This window comes from Moorella mulderi DSM 14980 (genome assembly GCF_001594015.1).
In the GTDB taxonomy this organism is placed as follows: domain Bacteria; phylum Bacillota; class DSM-521; order Neomoorellales; family Neomoorellaceae; genus Neomoorella; species Neomoorella mulderi.
In genome coordinates this window covers 361,140-376,501 of sequence record NZ_LTBC01000002.1, presented here as the reverse complement: position 1 = coordinate 376,501, position 15,362 = coordinate 361,140, and the positions used below count along the sequence as shown (strand labels likewise).

Here is a 15,362-nt window from a genome sequence, read left to right as displayed (position 1 = left end):
AGGTGCGCAGCCGGCCCGTGCTGGACGCCTTTTTGGCGTGGCTTAAAAACCAAAAAGCCCGGGTACTGCCCAAAAGTTCCTTTGGGCAGGCGATTTACTATTGCCTGGGCCAGTGGGATAAACTCGTAGCCTTCTTGCAAGACGGGCGTCTGGAACTCGACAACAACCGCAGTGAGCGCTCCATCAAGCCCTTCGTCATCGGCCGTAAGAACTGGTTATTTGCCAACACCCAGCGTGGTGCTAAAGCCAGCGCCATTACCTACAGCATCATAGAAACGGCCAAGGAAAACGGGTTAAATCCCTTCCACTATCTCATTTACCTTTTCGAAAAACTTCCCAACCTGGACCTCCAGGACAAAGATGCCCTGGATCAACTCCTGCCGTGGTCGGAAACTTTGCCTCCTATTTGCCGGATGAATAATTAAGCTTGTTTTAGCCCCCACCTCAGATGCAAAGGTGGGGGCTATTTTACGCTTACCCAGGACCTGAGCCAGTTGCTCCCCGGACGCCGCCGTCTGCTTTACTCCTTCTTCCATTTGCCGGCTGGAACCCTCGAGGGTTATAGCCTTCTGGCGAATACTGGCGACGTTCTGGCGCTGGAAGGATAGCATCCGGGCTACAGCATCCTCCAGTTCGCCTATTTCATTGGCCTGACCGCCTTGTTTCCAGGTAACGGCAAGATCCCCGGCGGCGACTCTAGCGGCTACATTTTTCAGGCTACTTACCGGCTTAATCACCAGCCGGCGGGTCAGGGCGGCCAGGAGGGCCAGGGCCAGCAGCCAGCCCAGGGCCATGGTAAAGACTATCCGGTGCAACAGGGCTGTGGTCTTCTGGTCAATGGCGTCCATGCTGATCTTGATGCCGGCGGCGCCGATCACCTGCCGGCCTTCATGGAAGGGGCGGTAATATCCATCACGTGCTGGCCGTTTTCTACCTTTTCGAGTATGACCACCTGGTCCCGCTCGGCTACCTGGATATCCTCCGGAGCCGCCCTTTAATGAGTCCTCCCTGGCCCATGCGTTCAATCAGGCCCTGGAGGAAGTTGGTATCTTGCATTTGCGACGCCGAACCTATCCCTGCTTCCAGGGCTGTAACAATGGTCATGGCCTGCTCGTGGGCCATGGTGTAAATCTCGCGGCGCTGGGCCGACCCGGTGTAAAGGCCGACGATCAGGAAGATAAACAAAAGTACGAGCCCCAGGTCCAGGGTTAGCTGTCTTTGCAGCCTGCTCAAGTCACATCTCCTTTCTTTTTTATTTGCCAAATTATACCGCTACTTTCTAACTTTCAGTAGCTCTCCTCGCCTGCTCCTTACGCCTGATTACCAGGGCTGAAACCTGTCCTCAGTTTACTTAACATATTTAATGTCCTCTGCAATTTATCATGTTCTCCCACCTTGCTCACCTTTTTATTCTACTACCTTTGTTTGCTGATTTTTTTATTTTCAGTTAAAGTATTACCATACAATTTTGAACAAGTTAACCCGGTTTCAACCGGTTTTGTCAGGTTTCCTGGGCAAAAACGGATGAGGGGATAACCAGGACCCGGCCCGGCTATCCCCTTCCTGGCTTTCACCTATATACCTTTCACTCTTCTACCTTTACTGTTCCACTTGAATATTATCGTTATCGATACCCTTTGCTCCTTTTTCATTATCCTGGCCGCTATCCCGGTCCTGGGTCAGCACCTGGCCGTTGCCGGCGTCTACCTTTACGTCTATGCTGCCGCTGGCAGCCTGGATTTCTACGCTGTAAACGAGGTTGCCATTTTCATTGTCCAGGGCAACTTTTTTTACCGTTCCCGGGACTGCCTTCAAGGCTGCGCTTTTAGCAGCATCAGCAGTAATCTTGGCCCTGGCCTGCAGGGCCTGGCTTTCGGCAGCTTCGTTCTGTTTTTCGGTGGCCTCGTTAACTTCGGTGCCATTATCATTTTGCGGGTTGGCTACTTTGATGCTAGCGTTGTATGCAGGCTGATGCTGGTTGGCTTGCACCTGCTGCTGCCCGTTAGCCGGCGCCGTATTAACCGTGGCGGCACTCTGGGCTATGGCAGGGATGGAGGCAGCAGCCGCTTTTGCCGGCTGGTTGGAAAATACGCCAATTCCAGTGGCCGCACCCAGCAACATAACACCTGTCGTTAGCGAGGCAAGGAGTTTTTTGTTCATATCCTTACCTTTCCCCTTTCGTAAATTTAATCTATCGGGTACCCGACGATTATAGAATAAGACCTTTGAATTAAAGGGTTATTAATGGAAGATTAGAGTTTTTTAATGTAACCCTTCATTCAACGGCAACCATACTTTAAAGGTTGTTCCCCGCCCCACCGCACTTTCTACCTCAATTTTGCCGTTATGGGCGCGGACGATCCAGTCGCAGATAGCCAGTCCCAGGCCAAAGCCCCCTTCCGCCCGGGAACGGGCTTTATCGACCCGGTAGAATCGCTCAAAGATATGGGCCAGGTGTTCCTCCGGGATACCTACTCCCGTATCCTGCACCTGCAGCAGGGCCTGCCGGCCGCGCCGTTCCAGGCTGATGACCACCTCCCCTTCCGGCGTATATTTGATGGCATTATCCACCAGATTGGCCAGAAGCTGGGTCAAGCGTGTCTGATCACCGCGAACGACCACGTTTTCCTTAATTTTTTTTACCAGCCTCAAGCCCTTTTCCGCCGCCATCCCCTGGAATTCGGCCGTGACGCCTTCCACCAATTCGCCCAAATCCAGGGGTTCCATCTCCATCTGTTCCATCCTGTCGTCGCTCCGGGCCAAAAGCAATAACTTGGCGACCAGGTTACCCATCCACTCCGCCTGATCACGGATTATTTCCAGGGCCTGGCGGTACTCTGCCGGCGAGTGCTGCCGCTGTAAGGCCGCTTCGGCCTGGCTGCGGATGACGGCCAGGGGGGTGCGAAATTCGTGGGAGGCGTCGGCAGTAAACTGCCGCTGGCGCTGAAAGGCCCGGTCCAGGCGATCCAGCATCTCGTCCAGGGTGGCCACCAGGTGCCCCACCTCGTCGTTACCATGGGGCAGGTCCAGGCGCCGGCTCAGGTCAGTAGCGCTGATCTGGCGGGCTTTGGCGGCAATTCTATCAATAGGCTGCAACGCCCGCCGAGCCAGGAAAATACCCCCTCCCGCCGCCACCAGCAGGGTCATGGGGATGGCAATAAGGATAAATAACAGTAGGCGGTCCAGGGGTTCTTCGGTCTCTTCGACCGAGCGTACAACCAGGACCCAGTAGGGTTGCTGGCCTTTTTCCCTTACCGGGACCAGGAGCACCCGCCATTCGACCCCCTTAATCTCCACTGTTGCGGGCCGGCTGGCCGTTAAGCCCTTCACCTGGAAGCCGATAGCCAGGTCCGCCGGCATGTTTGTATCCAGGACTTTACCTCCGGTGTCGTAAAGGCCAAAGTAAGTACCGGGCAGGAGGGGCAAATTAGGGTCCAGGCGTGGCAGGCCGTTCTCGTTGTCCAGGCTGCTTAAAACCTGTTCCCCCTGGGAGAATAATAAAGAATCCAGGCCCTGTTTCAGGCTCCGGGACATGTTAAAGTAAATAAAGGCGCTGAAGCCGGCCAGGATCAGGGCCAGCAAGAAGACATACCAAGCCGTCAGCCGCCACCGCAGGGGAATACCGCGGAGCCAGGTGGAAAATTTCTGCCGCAAGTTTAAGCCTCCCATGCCCCTCTGGCCCTAGCTTTTACCAGGTTCCCGGAGGCAATAGCCGCTGCCGCGAACGGTATACAGTAACTTGGGTTCAAAATTATCGTCTATCTTGCGCCGCAGGTAGCGAATATAGACATCGACTATGTTGGACATACCGCTGAAGTCATAATCCCAGACGTGTTCGGCTATCTGGGTGCGGGTCAGGACCCGGTTGGGATTGCGCATTAAGTACTCCAGCAGGGCGTATTCCTTATTGGTAAGGTTAATTTCCCGGTCTCCCCGGCGTACCTGGCGGGATACCGTGTCCATCACCAGGTCCCCGACCTGCAGGACAGTGCTCTTGTTGGCGCTTTCCCGCCGCAGCAGGGCCCGGACGCGGGCCAGGAGTTCAGCCAGGGCGAAGGGCTTGGTCAGGTAATCGTCGGCGCCGGCATCCAGTCCCCTGACCTTGTCGGCCACCGTATCCCGCGCCGTCAGCATGAGGACCGGCGTATCAATGCGTTCATTGCGCAGGCGCCGGATAACTTCCATGCCATCCAGCCGGGGCAGCATGAGGTCCAGAATTATCAAATCATAGACCACTGTTTCCGCGAAGGCGACACCCTCTTCGCCGTCGTAAGCTATGTCGGTGGCGTATCCTTCCTCCCGCAGGCAACGGGCCAGGGTATTGGCCAGGGTGGTTTCGTCCTCAACGACCAGAATCCGCATATCGCCGCCTGGTACCCAAAGGCTTGCAGCCGGTCTCCCCATGACCAGGCTTTCCCTCCCCCCAGGTTGGATTTGCCTAATCCCGGAGTAGGTTAAAGGCAGGGAGCCCCCTTAAATCTTATGGTAACACAATAAGATTAAAATTAGATGAAAAAATCGGGCTGCCGCCGGCCATACTAAGGCGATTAAAGGCCCTTTGCCGAGGAGCCAGACAGTTTTCTACTTTCAAACCGGATGCCGTTTCCCCGCGCGGCCGGGGAAAAGCGGTGAAACATTCACCGTTATCCCGCCCCACCGCGGGGCGGGATAACGTATGCCCGTTCTACCCTTCCTAATCCTTTAGGGCTGGGGGCCGGTTAACCCTCCATGTACAGGTTGCGGTCGTAGCTATAACCGTAAAAGGGCAATTCCCGGGCCACCCGGCCTTTAGGGCCGAGATCGACCCCCTCCAGGAGCTCTTCTTTAAAGACCTGGTAGCCTGTACGGTCGACAATATAGCCGACATGCTCCTTGGGCAGGGAGCGATCGATATGGCGGTCAATGTAGCGGTAGAGGTTGGCTATTACCTGCAGGACGGCCTTTTCATCGATCCATTCCAGGAAGGTAGCCGCCAGGCGCGGGCTCTTTTTACCGGTTCGTCCCAGGGCAACAATCCGGTAGTACCGGGGTCCCCTGGTCCAGGCCGCCATGGGGCACTGCAGAATACACTCGCCGCACCCCAGGCAGCGCTTGCCGTCACGTTGCACCTGGTAATTGTCCATCTCCAGGGCGCCGACGATAAACTGGCGGCAGTTCTTCACGCAGGCCTGGCAGGCGATACACCGGCCGGGATCGTACTCCGGCTCCACCTGGCCGATAATGCCGATGTCCTGGAGGTGGGCCTTGATGCAGTCGTTGGGGCAGCCGGTTATAGCGATTTTAACGTGGTAGTGGTTGGGGTAAATCAGGCTTTCGATCTTTTGGGCCAGGGCTATGGTGTCAAAGTTGGCAAAGGGGCAGACCCTGCTGCCGATACAGGCGGTAACGTTCCGGGTTCCCGCCGCCGGGTAACCGGCCTGAAAATTCTCAATGGGCACCCCTAGGGCGGCCTCTTTTTCCAGCAACGGCGCCAGCAACCGGTTCACCTCCGGCACTTTGTCGAGGGGTATACCTGGTATTTCAAACCCCTGACGGGTCGTCAGGTGAACGGTGCCATTACCGTAACGCCGGGCGATATCCTGAATTAAACCCAGATAACTTGCCTCCAGGTGTCCACCCGGCACCCGGATTCTCAGGGCCGTAAAGCCCCGCTGGCTGGTGATGCGGTAGGCATTCTTGATTAGTTCCTTCGTATTATAACTCATAACCGCCGCCTCCTTCAGTCAACCAGGTTCCGGGCCTGGCTGTAATTAAACACCGGGCCTTCCAGGCAGACATAAAAGTCGTTGATCTTGCAGTGGCCGCACTTGCCCAGGCCGCAGTGCATGCGCCGTTCCAGGGAAACCCAGATTTGCTCCGGATTTACCTGGTGCTTTATAAATTCTGCTACTGTGAACTCGATCATCAGGGGTGGTCCGACGACAATTATCCGGGCGTGAGGTTTCAGGGGAATCTCCCTGACAAATTCCGTTACCAGGCCCACCCTGCCCGGCCAGCCTCCCGGCCCCTGATCGACTGTCAGGATGGTGGGAAAGATTGTTTGCCAGCGTTCAATATCAGCGCGGAACAAGATATCGGCCGGTGTTTTGAAGCCCAGGAGGAGGTGCAGGCCCTCCAGTTCTCCCGGATGGTTGGCGTAGTAATTGATTAAGCCCTTCACCGGGGCCACCCCGGTACCGCCGGCGGCGATGACAAGCTGGTGCCCGGCGAATTCCGCCAGGGGAAAGCCGGTGCCGTAAGGGCCGCGGAGGTAGACCGTATCCCCTGGGTTTAGCCGGTGCAAGGCGGTAGTTACCTGGCCCACCCTCCGGATGGTAAGCTCGATATAGCCCGCCCCAGCGTCGCTGATAGAAATCGGCGCCTCACCGTAACCCGGCAGGGAGATTTCCACGAACTGCCCCCAGGCGGGTTCTATATCTGTGGCCAGTTTAAAAGTATAATCCACGGGGGTCTGGGGCTGAATGGCTAAAATTTTCGCCGGTACGGGCAAGTAGGGGTTAGGCATCACGACCCTGCACCTCCATTAGCTGGTTTAAGGTATTGACGCAACGGGCGAAGGAGATGTATTCCGGGCAGACTTCTTCGCAGCGGCCGCAGCCGACACACATATTAATCCCGAATCGCCGGCGGAAGTCATAAATTTTATGGAGGACTTTAAAACGTATCCGGTCGCCCCGGTCCGCCCGCACCTGGTGGCCGCCGGCCATATCGGTGAAACCATCTATCTGGCAACTAGCCCAGACCCGCCGGCGTTCCCCTCGTTCCGGGTTATCCCGGTAAATCACATCTTGAACGGAGAAACAGCTACAGGTAGGGCAGGAGAGGGTACAACGGCCGCAGGCAATACAGCGGCAGGCATACTCCCGCCAGAGTTCGTGTTGAAAAAGAGCGATATCTACCCGTTCCGGTACCCTGACGGTCAGGGGATTCTTCTCCACCCAGACAGGTTCTACCCTGGCGGGCTGGCCGTAGCGCTCACCCAGGGCAATCCAGGGTTCAGCCAGGGCCTGGAGCAGGTAATGGTCGTTTTCCAGGCGCAGGGCGGCCTGGTGGCCGGTGGCCATGTTTGTTCCCATGGAAACGCAGAAACAGCCGGGAAAGCCTTCCTGGCACTCCATGAGAACAAAGTGAATATGCTGGCGCCGCCGGGCGTAATAGCTGTCCGGTTCGGGCCCGTTTGCCAGGAAAATTTTGTCCAGACGGGAGACGGCGTTCAGGTCGCAGGCCCGCAGGAAAACCAGGGTTTCCTTCATTTCTAAGGATGGCTCGGTTATTTCCTGCCCGGAAAAATAGAGAAGGCTCTCTTTAACCGGGAAGAATACTTCCTTGGGCGCAAAGGTCGTCCTGGCATCCCACACCAGGTCGGATACGCTCCGCACTGGGCCGTAAGTGGTTAAATCCGTGCCAGCCAGGCGGCCTTTGCCGGCATACCTTACAGGACCGAAGATCTGGTAGTTGGTGGCCAGTTCGTCCAACAGAGCTCCAAATCCTGCTGGCGTTAATTTGTAACCCATATCTCACTCCCCCGAAAATGAATCTTTCTTGAGCCAGCTTTGTTCGCCGGTTATCATTGTAAGCCAGATGCGTCCCCGTGAAAATGATGTAAATCACAAAAACAATTTTCCCGGTCAAAATAGCCAAAAGGCCCGCCTTTCAGCTATAGGCAGGCCTTTTATTTGCCATTTATGAATTATTCACTTGACTCGATTTATCAGGACTACCCGGCCTATTGCCAGGCGTTTAACTGGTAGTACTACCAGGGTTCGCAGTATTACTGTTTTTTGTTCCACTGGCAGGCGGTTCCTTACAAGGGGGTAGGTTTTCGGGGGCGGGCTTTTATAAAGTTATCATAAAGCACCTTTTAATTTGTGGGTGAGGACCAGGTTTAAAGCCTGCTGGCAGGAAGGCCATACGCTCTTAATTTAAAAAATAACCTGGTCTGTTAAGCCTTTTAATGGAGCTTTAATCTCCTGGGGGTATATTAGGAACCGGGGCAAAAAATCTTTCAAACCCAACCCAAAGGAGGTATTTTTTTGCTAGTCCAATTGACTACTCTGCTAGAAGATTACGGCGTATGGGGGCTTATTGCGGTGGCCTTTGCGGAGGCCTCTTTCTTTCCCATACCGCCCGATGCCCTGCTCATCCCCATGGCCATCATCAATTCCCGTCAGGCCTTATTCTATGCCCTGGTAACTACGCTCTTTTCTACCATCGGGGGGGTATTTGGCTATTGGATCGGTCTCAAAGCCGGCAGGCCGCTGTTAGACCGTGTGGCTTCCGGCGAAAACATCCGCAAAGTGGAAAGCCTGTTCCAAAAATACGGTGGCTGGGCCATATTTCTGGCTGCCCTGACTCCTATTCCTTATAAAGTATTCACCATAGCCGCCGGGGTCTTCCATATTGCCTACCGGCCGCTGGTAGTCGCTTCATTAATTGGCAGGGGCCTGCGCTTTTTTGCCGAAGCCCTCTTTATCATCCTTTTCGGCCCTATGGCCCAGGCACTGCTGGCAAAATATTTCGGGCCGTTAACCGCCCTGGTAGGATTGGCCGTGGTATTATGGCTTGTTCTACGTCAAAGAAAGCAACCATGCCGCCCTGGCCTGGGCTCTGACATGGAGCGCCCGGGCTAAGGGGATGTATTACGGCATGATGGCCCTGTCGCTGTTGACAATGGTCGCCCGGGTTTACGTAGGGGTCCATTATCCCTCGGATGTCATCGGCGGCGCCGCGGTGGGCATTATAGCCAGCCTGGTCGTCGAACAAATCTGGCCGCTGGTTCTCCCTGTAGCCCGGCGCCTGGCCCTGATGCTGCCGTAAGAAACCTGGCCACCAGGTGATGGCCAGGTCAGGCGCAGTTCTGCCTTTCAGACATAGGCCCTTAAGAGGCAAAGGTAGGGCGGGAGTTAAATGTGACTTAAATGGCCGGAAGGGTTTTTCTCCACTTTCTCTCCGCTTACACTCCGCTTTATGGACTATATGATCATAAAGTAAGATTCTTTGACGTCAACCGCTACAGCGACGAAGAACTCATCAAAGCAGCCAATGTAATCGCCAGTATTTTCCTTTTGGACCGGAGGATGCGCCCGGAAGACCTGGTTGGACGGTTGCAGAGACTGGCGGGGGTCTTAAAGCGCCTTACGCCTGATGAGTTCCGCCATTTCACGACCTGGCTGAAGAACGTTGTCAAGCCCAGAATGCCTGAAAATTTTAGGGAAAAAGTTGACCGCATCCTGGACGCAAGCAATCCCTGGGAGGTGGAACGGATGATTTACAACCTGGAATTAACCCTGGAAGAGATGCAGCGGCAGGCTTTGTTAAAAGGCTTAAAAGAAGGCGAACAGAAGGGGAAATTGGAAGGAAAATTGGAGGGCAAACGAGAAGTAGCCCGGAACCTGCTACTGCTCAACGTCGATATAGAGACCATTGTTAAAGCTACGGGGCTTACTCCGGACGAGATCGCCGTGTTGAAGAAACAGCTGGAACAGTGATTTTTTGCTGGCCGTAAATTCAGGAAAAGGCCCGCATTATCCACCGGGGCGGACCTTGTTATTATAACTTGTCGGAGCCGCGCGGCCCTTTGCCGGCGATTTTGCCCTCGTCTTCCCAGGAGTTTTCCAGGAAATATCAACCCTGTATAACCTTTTTTAAAGCCGCTTGCTGGCTTTCTGAAGGGTCATTTATGCCCGGGAAATAATTTTATGCCTTCGACAAAAATCGGCCGCTTGCGCCAAACGACAGGGGCTGCCTTAAGAAAATATGCGTTTAACCCAATTTTTCTTTAGATTTTTATTCCACCGCTGTTAAAGGTAAGAATGTGAAATATTTATCAAGTATTATAGGCCCAAGCATTTTTGCCGCCGTCGTCCTGTTGTTGGTAGTGGTAAAATAAAAGGGAACCACTGTGGTAAATAAAAAGGTGCCCACCCGGACCAAAATCCTGTACGCTATACTTAGTCACACTTTAGGTGGCGTACAGGAGGTTGAAAGGAGAATGATCAGGGTGGACACCAAAGAACGCATTAGAGAGCTGTACTTTAAGGAGGGGTACTCCATCCGGGCCATAAGCCGGATGCTGAAGGTGGCCCGGAAAACCGTTAAGCGGGCTCTGGCTGACGCCGAACCTCCCAAGTACCGCTTAACAAAGGAGAAAACCAAATGGGTTATTGGTCCCTTCCTCCCTATCATACACCAGTGGCTTGAGGAAGATCAACTGCGCCCACCCAAGCAGCGGCACACGGCCAGGCGTATTTTTGAACGTTTAAGGGAGGAATATGGTTACCAAGGCAGCGAGGAAACCGTACGCCGCTATGTGCGCCTCTGGCGCCAGGCACAGCCCAAGGAAATGTTTCTCCCCATGGATTTTGGTCTTAACGGCTGGGCGCAAAGTGACTGGTTTGAAGCCTTAGTAGAACTCCAAGGTACAGTTATTACAGTCCACGTTTTTCTTATGCGTTTATGCGGTTCCAGGGCCCTTTTTACCCGTGCGTATCTTAAGGAAAATGCCGAAGCTATTTTAGATGCCCATGTGCGCTCTTTCCAGTTCTTTGGCGGTGTACCTACCCATATTGCTTACGACAATCCCAAAACCCTGGTGGCGCAAATTTTCTCTGGCCGCCGCCGCAAAGAGAGCAAATACCTTCAAGCTTTGCGCCTCCATTATCTCTTTCAGCCGGAATTCTGCCTTCCCTATGAAGCTCATGAAAAGGGGCTGGCGGAAAATGCTGTACGCCTGGTGCGGCATAACTCCTTCGTTCCCATACCCAAAGTAAACAGCCTGGAGGAACTTAATGAGCATTTGGAGAGGTGGTGTTTAAAATACCTGGAAGAATATTTGCCCGATAAAGAGGCTACTGTAGGCGAACTTTTGGCCAAAGAGAAGCTATCGCTTCTTCCTTTGCCAGAAGTACCCTTTGAGCCGGCCATATTCCGGTCCGTGCGGGCTACCCGTCAGGCCTTCATCCACTTCGATGGCAACCGTTACTCTGTTCCAGTTAACCTGGCCCACCTACCCCTGACTTTAAGGGCCTACGTAGTTCCCCCTGAAAAACTCAGGGCAAAAAGCCTTAGCTTTTCAGGAAACCGGATAATTATTTAACAAAGCAGAAGGAGTTACCATCCTCTGGATCGAATCTTGTAAGTACGAGAAAACAAGAAAACCCAGAAGGAGGAACTCCTATGAATAACATTCGCCACACCACCTCCTTTTCCTGCCGGGTGATCTCATGTTAAGGCTAAAAGATCCGCAACTCACCCTGTGGGATGCCCTGTTGCCAGCTGAGGTGATAGAACTAAACCCAGAACTGGCCAGGGTGGATGAACTACTAGATGACGATAGGTTTATGGCTCCATTCATCAGCCGGTTTGAGGCGCGCCTGGGCAGGCCAACTATCCCTATAGAAACCTACCTGCGCATGATGTACTTGAAGCACCGCTACGGCCTGGGTTATGAAGTTTTAGTCCAGGAGGTAAATGACAGTATTAAGTGGCGGCGTTTCTGCCGTATTCCCTTAACCCAAAAGGTGCCCCATGCTACTACTTTGATTAAACTCACCAAACGTTGTGGCCCCGGGGTTGTAGAAGAACTCAATAAAGCCCTGGTTCAGGAAGCCCGGGAGAAAAAGATTATCCGGGGACGCAAGCTGCAGGTGGACACCACGGTAGTCGAAGCTAACATTCACCATCCTACGGACGCAAGCCTTTTAGCCGATGGAGTACGGGTTATCACCCGTACCGTGAAAAAGATTCAGGAAGCAGGTCTAGCCATAGCGGGGACCTTTCATAACCGGCAACGCTCCATTAAAAAACGCATCTATGAGATCAATAAAGTGTTGAAACGCCGCAGTAACGAAGCCTATCAAGAAGTCCGGGAAATTACAGGTGCAATTCTTAAAACCACCCGGAAGGTTATTGCCGAAGCTACCAGTATAGTCAGGGAGGCCAAGGACACCCTCCAGCAGCAAGGGGATCAAGTTAAAGGGAAAACCCGTGCCCTGGTCCAGACGTTAGAAGAAACTATCAGCCGCACGGAAAAGATTGTAACCCAAACGGCAGCCGTCCAGGAGGGGAATTTGCATCTTCCCGACCGGCTGGTGAGTATCTTTGACCCTGACGCCCTGCCCATTAAAAGGGGTAAAGCCAATGCCCCGGTAGAGTTCGGCTATAAGGTGCTGCTACAAGAAGCGGAACACAAGATCATCACCGGCTATAAGGTGTTGCGGGGGAACCCCGCGGATGACACCTTACTCCTTGGCGCAGTTGAGGATCATACTGAGACTTTCAAACATCCACCCCGTGCCCTTGCTGCCGATAGAGGTTTTGGCGGTTCAAAGAATGAAACAAGTTGTCATCAATTTGGGGTAAAGCAGGTCAGCTTACCCCCGAAAGGCAAAATCAGCAAAGCTCGCAAAGCCTATCAATCCCAAAGCTGGTTCAAACGCCTCCAACGCTGGCGCGCTGGAGGGGAGGCTACTATTAGTCTTTTGAAGCGCAAATATGGATTACGCCGTAGCCTTTCCAGGGGATATGAGGGTACCACCACCTGGGTCGGTTATGGAATTTTGGCCTATAATTTACACCGGTTGGCAACAATGGTATAACATAATGGATGAAACAGTTAGAATTCTACTCGAACTACAATCCGGAAATAACATTTTCCCCTATGTGATGCAAAAAGTGGACTTTTTCAGGGGTAACTAAGTACCACGGTGGTCAACTTTTTTATTGACACTACCACCTGTAGTGGAAGGCAGGTCTTTCCGGAGGCCTTCCGCGTTGCCTTGAGCGTTTTTCCCCGTCTTAGCCCGACGTTATCAGCGGCATCCCCGGCGCATGAAGGGGACCTGCATCAATGCAAGGCATATTGCCTTGATGTGTTGCCTTCGGTTTTACGCTCAAAATTTTCCTCCACAGGAAGGGTAAAGGCAGAAGCCCATAGAATAAAAGCGCTGGAGGAGAGATGGACCATACCCACCGTTCACGACGAACTCCTGCTGACCCGCGCGGTAACCGGCATCTTCCGTATTACCAAGCGCATTTTTTGGAATTAGTAGTAGGAGGGCTTCCTGATCCCTGTCCTCCTGCCCACGGGGCAGTAGCGGTACATGAGGGATGAAGTGTAAACGCTGCTGCAGGCGTTTGGCGGAAAAGGGAACGCAGCCGGAAAAAACTGAGGAGGCGAGATAAGTCATGCGACGAAATACAAGGTTTCTGACTACGACCGCCCTGCTGCTGGCCCTGACGGTCGCAGTCCAGATGGTCGGGCTCCCACAGCCGGTGACAGGCCCGCTGGTAAACGCGATGCTGTTCCTGGCGACTTTAACCGTAGGCATGGGGGGCGGTGTCGTCATAGGCGCCCTGACGCCGTGGATCGCCCTCATGCGGGGCATCGTGCCCCCGCTCGCCCAGCCCGTAACGCCGTTCATAATGGCGGCCAACGCTACGCTGGTGATAGTCTTCAGCCTGCTGGCAAGGTTTAACCCGTGGGTCGGCGTCGTTGCTGCCGCAGTATGCAAGTATGGGGTCTTCGTATTGGCGCTGAAATTCATCCTGGTCTTGCCCCCCAAACTGGCGCAGGCTTTTCAGATCCCCCAATTGCTTACGGCCCTGGTGGGAGGAGTTATAGCGGTTATAGTGTATAAATCCCTGCCCGAGCAGTATAGGAGGCCGCTGTAACGTGCTCATTGTTCTCGCGGCCGAGAAGGGAAGGCCTTGCTCCAAGCATACGTCCAGAAAGGAACCACGGTAGCAAAGCATAAATGAGTTACTGTCGCTAACTTTCCGGACAGACATAGTAAGAATATCTTATATCGGTTGGCAAAACATACCAAATTAGAACGAGAAGTTTCACAAGCTTTTAGGTTTTAGCTGCATAACGGCTTAACAAGGGAATAATCTTTTAAGGACCGGAAAGATCCGGTTTTAATTCTTTTTATCTTATTTTCGATAATAAGTTATATTGTTTGACAAGGAAACTATAGGTATGTTGTCGAAACTTTATTTTTGTTACGTGAAGACGTTCCGAGCAAAGATTCCTTTCAGGGATTACATTAAACCTTCTTTTCCCGGAATGGATTCTTTGGAATTAAAGACTTTATAGTTGAGTTGACGCCGCCCGGAAATGGCTCCGCAAGTTATAGGGAGAAGATAGGAGGGGCATATTGGCCGGTGACCCGAATACCTGATTTGCGTGTGGGGTTAGGCTTCAGCAACGAATATGATGCCAGGGCCGCCGTACAATGCGCTCTGGAGCAGGCTTTGGGCCGGACCGGACGACCAGCCCTGACGCTGGTTTTGACCACTGAGGGCTACGACCCCGAAGAGGTGATTGTAGGCGCCGTAAGGGTGGTAGGTAATTCCCCCCTGATAGGCGCTTGGGTACCGGGTATTATCTTTGGCTTTGAAGTATACGCCAGAGGCGTAAGTGTCTGCGCTATCGGCGGAGAAGGAATAGAGGCGGCAACTCACCTGGAAAGAATTATATCGGCAGGTCCCTTTGTCAAAGGTGAAAAAGCGGGCGAGGCTTTATTAAAAAAAGGCGGAGACAGCCCCGGAACTGTTTTGCTTTTTCCGGATGGATCTAACGCCAACATTTCTGAACTATTAAGGGGACTATATAACGCCATGGGACCGGACTTCCAGTATATAGGGGGAGGCAGCGGGGACAATTTGCGGTTCAACAGCACCTACCAATTTACCGAAGAAGGGGTGGGCAGTGATGCTGTAGCCGCGGCAGTGTTGAGGGGGATAAACTTTAAAGTGGAGCTGGACCATGGGTGGATCCCCGCAGGCGAGCCTTTTACTATAACCAGGGCGGAGGGCAGGCGAGTTTATGAAATTGACGGAATTCCGGCATTTGAGAGGTATACGGCTCTGGTCCGCAGCTGTACCAGAAACGGATTTCCTTACTACGGAATGCAATACCCCCTGGGCTTGCCCGCTGCCGGGGGAAAATTTATCATTCGGGATCCGCTGAAAGCAGAGGAAGACGGAAGCATCTTATTTGTTACAGAAATTCCCGAAAACACCATTGCTACTATCATGGAAGGTGATGCTGAAAGTCTAATTGCTGCCGCCGGGAGGGTAGCGGAAGGTGCCTTAAATACCCCGGTCACTCCCAAAGTTCTTATCTTGTTTGATTGTGTATCCCGCTATTTATTGCTGGGTAAAGATTTTTCCAGGGAAATGGAGGCAATATCCCGGAGGCTTAAACCCGAGATCCCGGTTTTAGGGATGCTTTCTTTCGGAGAAATAAGCAGTGTCTCAGGGACTCCGCTGTTTTATAACAAGACGATCGTTGCGGCCGCGGGGTGGTAGATAGTGTCCTTTGATGTTGCTGAGCTTTTGACCTTATACGAGATAGTAAA

The 15,362-nt window shown here is 53.2% G+C and carries 16 protein-coding genes and 1 pseudogene; 8 read left to right on the top strand and 9 right to left on the bottom strand.

Annotation, left to right across the window (positions count from 1 at the left end; all coding sequences use genetic code 11):
• On the top strand, positions 1-425 hold a 425-nt coding region (locus MOMUL_RS15645; protein WP_153018248.1), incomplete at its 5' end, for an IS66 family transposase.
• Positions 426-617: 192 nt separating this feature from the next.
• Here MOMUL_RS15645 and MOMUL_RS17645 read toward each other — a convergent pair.
• The 8 genes and pseudogenes from MOMUL_RS17645 to asrA all read right to left on the bottom strand — a co-directional run.
• Positions 618-794 (bottom strand): annotated as a pseudogene (locus MOMUL_RS17645) (HAMP domain-containing protein); the annotation flags it as partial.
• Positions 795-966: 172 nt separating this feature from the next.
• Positions 967-1,233, bottom strand: a complete 267-nt coding sequence (locus MOMUL_RS05145) for a hypothetical protein (protein ID WP_062282371.1) — start codon at positions 1,231-1,233, stop codon at positions 967-969.
• Positions 1,234-1,599: 366 nt separating this feature from the next.
• Positions 1,600-2,160 carry a PepSY domain-containing protein gene (locus MOMUL_RS05140; protein ID WP_062282369.1) on the bottom strand — a complete coding sequence of 187 codons (561 nt, stop codon included), beginning with the start codon at positions 2,158-2,160 and terminating at the stop codon, positions 1,600-1,602.
• A gap of 102 nt (positions 2,161-2,262) precedes the next feature.
• On the bottom strand, positions 2,263-3,654 hold the full coding sequence (locus MOMUL_RS17995; RefSeq protein ID WP_062282366.1) for a sensor histidine kinase: 1,392 nt from the start codon (positions 3,652-3,654) through the stop codon (positions 2,263-2,265).
• A gap of 27 nt (positions 3,655-3,681) precedes the next feature.
• Positions 3,682-4,362 (bottom strand): response regulator transcription factor, encoded by a 681-nt coding sequence (locus tag MOMUL_RS05130; protein ID WP_062282449.1) that lies wholly within the window; start codon positions 4,360-4,362, stop codon positions 3,682-3,684.
• 356 nt (positions 4,363-4,718) lie between these two features.
• Positions 4,719-5,705, bottom strand: coding sequence for a sulfite reductase subunit C (gene asrC, locus MOMUL_RS05125; RefSeq protein ID WP_062282363.1), 987 nt, complete (start codon positions 5,703-5,705; stop codon positions 4,719-4,721).
• A 14-nt stretch (positions 5,706-5,719) separates the two neighbouring features.
• Complete coding sequence (asrB, locus tag MOMUL_RS05120) at positions 5,720-6,505, bottom strand: anaerobic sulfite reductase subunit AsrB (protein WP_062282361.1); 786 nt, start codon at positions 6,503-6,505, stop codon at positions 5,720-5,722.
• On the bottom strand, positions 6,498-7,514 hold the full coding sequence (gene asrA / locus MOMUL_RS05115; protein ID WP_062282359.1) for an anaerobic sulfite reductase subunit AsrA: 1,017 nt from the start codon (positions 7,512-7,514) through the stop codon (positions 6,498-6,500). The genes asrB and asrA overlap by 8 nt, the downstream gene beginning before the upstream one ends.
• A 519-nt stretch (positions 7,515-8,033) precedes the next feature.
• On the opposite strand from asrA, the gene MOMUL_RS05110 reads away from it, so the two are divergent.
• From MOMUL_RS05110 to MOMUL_RS05095, 5 genes are all read left to right on the top strand, one after another.
• The gene (locus MOMUL_RS05110; RefSeq protein WP_201786464.1) at positions 8,034-8,630 is read left to right on the top strand and encodes a YqaA family protein; all 597 of its coding nucleotides are present in this window, start codon (positions 8,034-8,036) and stop codon (positions 8,628-8,630) included.
• A 4-nt stretch (positions 8,631-8,634) separates the two neighbouring features.
• Complete coding sequence (locus MOMUL_RS15640; protein WP_236712985.1) at positions 8,635-8,817, top strand: phosphatase PAP2 family protein; 183 nt, start codon at positions 8,635-8,637, stop codon at positions 8,815-8,817.
• Positions 8,818-8,918: 101 nt separating this feature from the next.
• Positions 8,919-9,488, top strand: a complete 570-nt coding sequence (locus tag MOMUL_RS05105) for an RpnC/YadD family protein (protein WP_236712984.1) — start codon at positions 8,919-8,921, stop codon at positions 9,486-9,488.
• Between the two features lie 503 nt (positions 9,489-9,991).
• Positions 9,992-11,095: an IS21 family transposase gene (gene istA, locus MOMUL_RS05100; RefSeq protein WP_062282357.1), complete on the top strand. Its 1,104-nt coding sequence runs from the start codon at positions 9,992-9,994 to the stop codon at positions 11,093-11,095.
• Between the two features lie 127 nt (positions 11,096-11,222).
• Positions 11,223-12,596: an ISNCY-like element ISMomu1 family transposase gene (locus tag MOMUL_RS05095; protein WP_062282354.1), complete on the top strand. Its 1,374-nt coding sequence runs from the start codon at positions 11,223-11,225 to the stop codon at positions 12,594-12,596.
• Between the two features lie 294 nt (positions 12,597-12,890).
• On the opposite strand, the gene MOMUL_RS16530 is transcribed toward MOMUL_RS05095, so the two are convergent.
• The gene (locus tag MOMUL_RS16530) at positions 12,891-13,187 is read right to left on the bottom strand and encodes a hypothetical protein (protein ID WP_062282352.1); all 297 of its coding nucleotides are present in this window, start codon (positions 13,185-13,187) and stop codon (positions 12,891-12,893) included.
• Here MOMUL_RS16530 and MOMUL_RS05085 point away from each other — a divergent pair.
• Complete coding sequence (locus MOMUL_RS05085; RefSeq protein ID WP_062282350.1) at positions 13,186-13,671, top strand: ECF transporter S component; 486 nt, start codon at positions 13,186-13,188, stop codon at positions 13,669-13,671. The genes MOMUL_RS16530 and MOMUL_RS05085 overlap by 2 nt on opposite strands.
• 492 nt (positions 13,672-14,163) lie before the next feature.
• Positions 14,164-15,312, top strand: a complete 1,149-nt coding sequence (locus MOMUL_RS05080; RefSeq protein WP_062282347.1) for an FIST signal transduction protein — start codon at positions 14,164-14,166, stop codon at positions 15,310-15,312.
• The last annotated feature ends 50 nt before the right edge of the window (positions 15,313-15,362 follow it).

Coding starts and splice junctions, on each gene's coding strand:
- MOMUL_RS05140 (WP_062282369.1), bottom strand. CDS start 2,160: ATGAACAAAAAACTCCTTGCCTCGCTAACGACAGGTGTTATGTTGCTG.
- MOMUL_RS05130 (WP_062282449.1), bottom strand. CDS start 4,362: ATGCGGATTCTGGTCGTTGAGGACGAAACCACCCTGGCCAATACCCTG.
- asrC (WP_062282363.1), bottom strand. CDS start 5,705: ATGAGTTATAATACGAAGGAACTAATCAAGAATGCCTACCGCATCACC.
- asrB (WP_062282361.1), bottom strand. CDS start 6,505: ATGCCTAACCCCTACTTGCCCGTACCGGCGAAAATTTTAGCCATTCAG.
- asrA (WP_062282359.1), bottom strand. CDS start 7,514: ATGGGTTACAAATTAACGCCAGCAGGATTTGGAGCTCTGTTGGACGAA.
- MOMUL_RS15640 (WP_236712985.1), top strand. CDS start 8,635: ATGTATTACGGCATGATGGCCCTGTCGCTGTTGACAATGGTCGCCCGG.
- MOMUL_RS05105 (WP_236712984.1), top strand. CDS start 8,919: ATGGCCGGAAGGGTTTTTCTCCACTTTCTCTCCGCTTACACTCCGCTT.
- istA (WP_062282357.1), top strand. CDS start 9,992: ATGATCAGGGTGGACACCAAAGAACGCATTAGAGAGCTGTACTTTAAG.
- MOMUL_RS05095 (WP_062282354.1), top strand. CDS start 11,223: ATGTTAAGGCTAAAAGATCCGCAACTCACCCTGTGGGATGCCCTGTTG.
- MOMUL_RS05085 (WP_062282350.1), top strand. CDS start 13,186: ATGCGACGAAATACAAGGTTTCTGACTACGACCGCCCTGCTGCTGGCC.
- MOMUL_RS16530 (WP_062282352.1), bottom strand. CDS start 13,187: ATGACTTATCTCGCCTCCTCAGTTTTTTCCGGCTGCGTTCCCTTTTCC.